The sequence below is a fragment of the Thiocapsa sp. UBA6158 genome, from assembly GCF_002423035.1.
In the GTDB taxonomy this organism is placed as follows: Bacteria; Pseudomonadota; Gammaproteobacteria; order Chromatiales; family Chromatiaceae; genus Thiocapsa.
On record NZ_DIUM01000001.1, the window covers coordinates 7,514 to 12,064 of the forward strand.

Consider the following 4,551-nt stretch of genomic DNA (forward strand, 5'->3'; position numbering starts at 1 on the left):
CGCTGCTGGTGAAGGCCGGCTCCGGTGCACTGACACTTGGCGAGCCGAGCTCACCCGGCGTGCCCGCGGCCCTGGCCGAGCTGACCATCACACTGGCCTACAACGACCTGGAGCAGGTGCGCGCGACCTTCGCCGAGATCGGCAACGAGANNACGAGATCGCCTGCATCATCGTCGAGCCGGTTGCCGGCAACATGAACTGCATCCCGCCCGTGCCGGGATTCCTCGAAGGTCTGCGCGAGATCTGCGACCAATACGGCGCCGTGCTCATCTTCGACGAGGTGATGACGGGCTTTCGCGTCTCGCGCGGCGGTGCGCAGGAACTGTTCGGCGTCACCCCGGATCTGACCGCGCTCGGCAAGGTCATCGGCGGCGGCATGCCGGTCGGCGCCTTCGGCGGCAAGCGCGAGATCATGTCCTGCATCTCCCCGCTCGGCCCGGTCTATCAAGCCGGCACACTCTCGGGCAACCCGATCGCGATGGCGGCGGGCCTCAAGACGCTGGAACTGCTCGGCGAGCCCGGTTTCTACGAGCGCCTGAGCGCCACCACGGCACAGCTCCTCGCCGGTCTGCAGGCACGCGCCGATGCTGCCGGGATCCCCTTCAGCACCAACCAGGCCGGCGGCATGTTCGGGCTCTTCTTCACCGCCGAGAAGGTGACCAATTACGCGCAGGCGACGACTTGCAATCAGGACCAGTTCAAGACCTTTTTCCATGCCATGTTGGAGCGTGGGGTCTACTTGGCGCCTTCGGCCTTCGAGGCCGGTTTCGTCTCGACGGCGCATGGCGAGGCCGAGATCCAGGCGACGCTCAATGCGGCAGAAGAGAGTTTTGCACTCATCGCCGACTAAACTGCGCACGGCGCGACATGCGCAGTTCGTGACTCGGCTCGGCGCTGGTGCGACCCACCAGCGCCGGAGTCAGCGCGGTTTAGAAAACGAGAAGAAGGGAATTTTTCGCGCATCTTACGAACGGTCCGCTCATTGTGCTGATGGCGAGAGGACGACTCGGACACCTCCTGTTAATTGAATCCTTAGAGCCGACAGGCTAGGCTGTAGGGTGTCATGGTTTGCGGCGATCTCGGGACGTGGGCCACCAGTCGCAGGCCAGGACGGTAGGGACGACCCCCTACTGCTACCGCCTCCGATAGATTAAATCACCTGTGCGCTTACCTTCGAGCTGTGCTCCTCTGCGCCGAGCGCACCCATAAAGCGTGTAAACAGCGCCTCCGCCGAAAGCGAGTTAGGCAAGCACTCGACACCCCGCGGGGCTCTCGGTTCAGGCATCCCCCACTTTTAGACCATCCTTCAAGCATATCCGAGAAACTCATGTCAGGATCCCGACGGCGAAGCTTCCGCCCGTCGCCCATGCGAGCACCCCACTTGGCTGCCTGGCCCCGATCCGAAGTGAATCACTCGCCATCCCCTCTCCACATACCATCAATATCCTCGGGCTTTGTCCCCACCGCGCGCCCCAAGCGCGGCGGGGACAAAGCCCGAGCGCGGATTGCAAATTTTGTTCAGCCGCACTAGTGTTGCATCGCAGCAAATACGCAGAAGCCTTCCGATCTTAAACCGCGTTCAGAGCGAGATGCTCATGTTCGAGTAAGTTCGACGTTTGCTGCATCTACAGCCAATAGCCGAGACGCGCTTTAAAATAATCTGTTTTTTAATATCTTAAACCGCGCCGACTCCAGCGGTTGTCAAGTTTGGCGGGTCCGATCCCATCGAAAAACATCGCATACCGCGCTGGGCGCGGTTTAACCACCGAGGAAGTCACCATGGGTTATCAAGCCGTCTACGAGCGCTCGATGAAGGATCCGGAGTCATTCTGGGCCGAGGCCGCAGAGCTTATCGACTGGGATCGGCCGTGGGACAAGATCCTGGACAGCTCCAATGCGCCCTTCCATCGCTGGTTCGCGGGCGGGATGCTGAACACCTGTTACAACGCCGTGGATCGGCATGTCACCGCCGGTCGGGGCGACCAACCCGCCATCATTCACGACAGCCCCGTCACCGGCTCCAAGACGGTGATCACCTATGCGGAGCTGCAGGATCAGGTCGCGCGCTTCGCCGGGGCCTTGCTGGCACTCGGCGTGGCCAAGGGCGATCGGGTCATCGTCTATATGCCGATGGTGCCGGAAGCCGCCGTCGCCATGCTCGGCTGCGCCCGGATCGGCGCCATCCACTCGGTGGTGTTCGGCGGTTTCTCCGCGCGCGAGCTGGCCACCCGGATCGACGACGCCAAACCCAAGGCGATGGTCGCCGGATCCTGCGGCATCGAGCCGAACCGGGTTGTCCACTACAAGCCGCTGCTTGACTCGGCCATCAATCTGGCCGAGCACAAGCCCGAGCACTGCATCATCCTGCAGCGCGAGCAGGAGCCCGGCACCCTGATCGCGGGACGTGACCTCGGCTGGACCGAGGCACTCGCCGCCGCCGAGCCGGCCGCCTGTGTCTCGGTCGCCGCGACCGACCCCCTCTACATCCTCTACACCTCCGGCACCACCGGCCAGCCCAAGGGCGTGGTGCGCGACAACGGCGGACACGCGGTCGCCATGGCCTGGAGCATGGAGAACATCTACAACGTCAAGCCCGGAGAGGTCTTCTGGGCCGCCTCCGACGTGGGCTGGGTGGTCGGGCACTCCTACATCGTTTATGCACCTTTGCTGGCGGGCTGCACCACGATCGTCTACGAGGGCAAACCGGTCGGCACGCCCGACGCCGGGGCTTTCTGGCGCGTGATCTCCGAGCACAAGGTCTCCGTGCTCTTTACCGCGCCCACTGCCTTCCGCGCCATCAAACGCGACGATCCGAACGCGGAGCATCTCGGACGCTACGATCTGGGCAGCTTGCGCGCGCTTTTTCTCGCGGGCGAGCGCTGTGACCCGGATACGCTCGGCTGGGCGCAGACGATCCTGGGCATCCCGGTCATCGACCATTGGTGGCAGACCGAGACCGGCTGGGCGATCGCCGCGAACTGTCTCGGCCTCGAGCAACTCCGGGTCAAACCTGGCTCGCCGACCCGCGCCGTACCCGGTTACGACATTCAGGTCCTCGACGACGAGGGCGTCTCGGTCGCACCCGGCGACATCGGGCGCATCATGATCAAATTACCGCTGCCGCCCGGCTGCTTGCCGACTCTCTGGGGCAACGACGCGCGCTTCATTCAGTCGTATCTCTCGGCCCAACCCGGCTACTACCTGACCGGTGATGCGGGCTATCTCGACGAGGACGGCTACCTCTTCGTCATGAGCCGTATCGACGACATCATCAATGTCGCTGGTCACCGACTCTCCACCGGCGCCATGGAGGGGGTACTGGCATCCCATCCGGATGTGGCCGAATGCGCCGTGATCGGTGCGCACGACCAGCTCAAGGGCGAGCTGCCGCTGGGCCTGGTGGTGCTGAAATCGGGCGTCTCGCGCGACGATGCAGCAATCATCAAAGAGCTGGTGAACCTGGTTCGCGATCAGATCGGACCCGTCGCCGCCTTCAAGACCGTGGTCGTCGTACAGCGCCTACCCAAAACCCGCTCGGGCAAGATCCTGCGCGGCACCATGAAGTCGATCGCCGACGGCAAGGATTACCGCATGCCGGCCACGATCGACGACCCCGCCATCCTGGAAGAGATCGAGACGGCCTTGGGGAAGATCGGCTACGCGCAGCACGGCTGATCCGAGCGCTCGCCAAATCGCCCGGGTCGGGGCTCACCGCTCAACCTTGGACGCAACTCTGTCGACACTTGGACTTGACACTTCGGGCCAATGGTCTAAATTAAGACCATTACCGGAATAAGTGTCGACAACTATGGCATCCGCCACAGCCGAATCCCTGGACGAGGAGACCTCGACGATCGCCGATCGCGTCTTCGGTCAGGTGCGCCAGGCGATTGTCGAGGGCGAGATCCCCGCCGGAAGCAAGCTCAGCGAGCCGGCACTCGCGGCCCGCTACGGCATCAGCCGTGGCCCGCTGCGCGAGGCCATGCGCCGGCTCGAATCCACCAATCTCGTGGAACGCCGCCCGAATCTGGGCGCTCGGGTCATCACCCTGTCGAACGATGAGCTTCTCGAGATCTATGTGATCCGCGAGGCACTCGAGGGCATGGCCGCGCGGATCGCCGCGCAACGCATGTCCGATGCGGCCATCGCAGACTTAAAGGGCCTCTTGGAGCAACACAGGCGCGAGGTCGCGCGCGCCGACTGGCAGACCTATTTCCAGAAGGAAGGCGATCTCGACTTCCACTTCCGCATCGTCCAGGGCAGCGGCAACCGGCGCCTCATCGACATCCTCTGCAACGACCTCTACCACCTGGCGCGCATGTACCGCTGCCAGTTCGGGATGAAGAGCGATCGGGCCGCGGATGCGCTCAAAGAACACGAGCTGGTGGCCGACGCCATCGCCGAGCGCGACGGCGAGCTGGCCGAATGGCTGATGCGGCGGCACATCCGTGCATCGCGACGGGCGATCGAGCGCCGGCTGGCGGGCGAGCGATAAGCGGCGCGGAGCCGCCAGCCCTTAATAATATATTTGGTGATTAGCGTCGTTCCTCA

At 63.7% G+C, this 4,551-nt stretch carries 2 protein-coding genes and 1 pseudogene; all 3 read left to right on the forward strand.

Features of this window, described 5'->3' with window-relative positions; all coding sequences use genetic code 11:
• Positions 1-850: pseudogene (locus B4N44_RS00060) on the forward strand (glutamate-1-semialdehyde 2,1-aminomutase); the annotation flags it as partial.
• Between the two features lie 929 nt (positions 851-1,779).
• Entirely contained in the window at positions 1,780-3,675 is a 1,896-nt protein-coding gene (locus B4N44_RS00065) for a propionyl-CoA synthetase (protein WP_296695393.1), read from the forward strand.
• A gap of 133 nt (positions 3,676-3,808) precedes the next feature.
• Positions 3,809-4,495, forward strand: a complete 687-nt coding sequence (locus B4N44_RS00070) for a GntR family transcriptional regulator (RefSeq protein WP_296695396.1) — start codon at positions 3,809-3,811, stop codon at positions 4,493-4,495.
• The last annotated feature ends 56 nt before the right edge of the window (positions 4,496-4,551 follow it).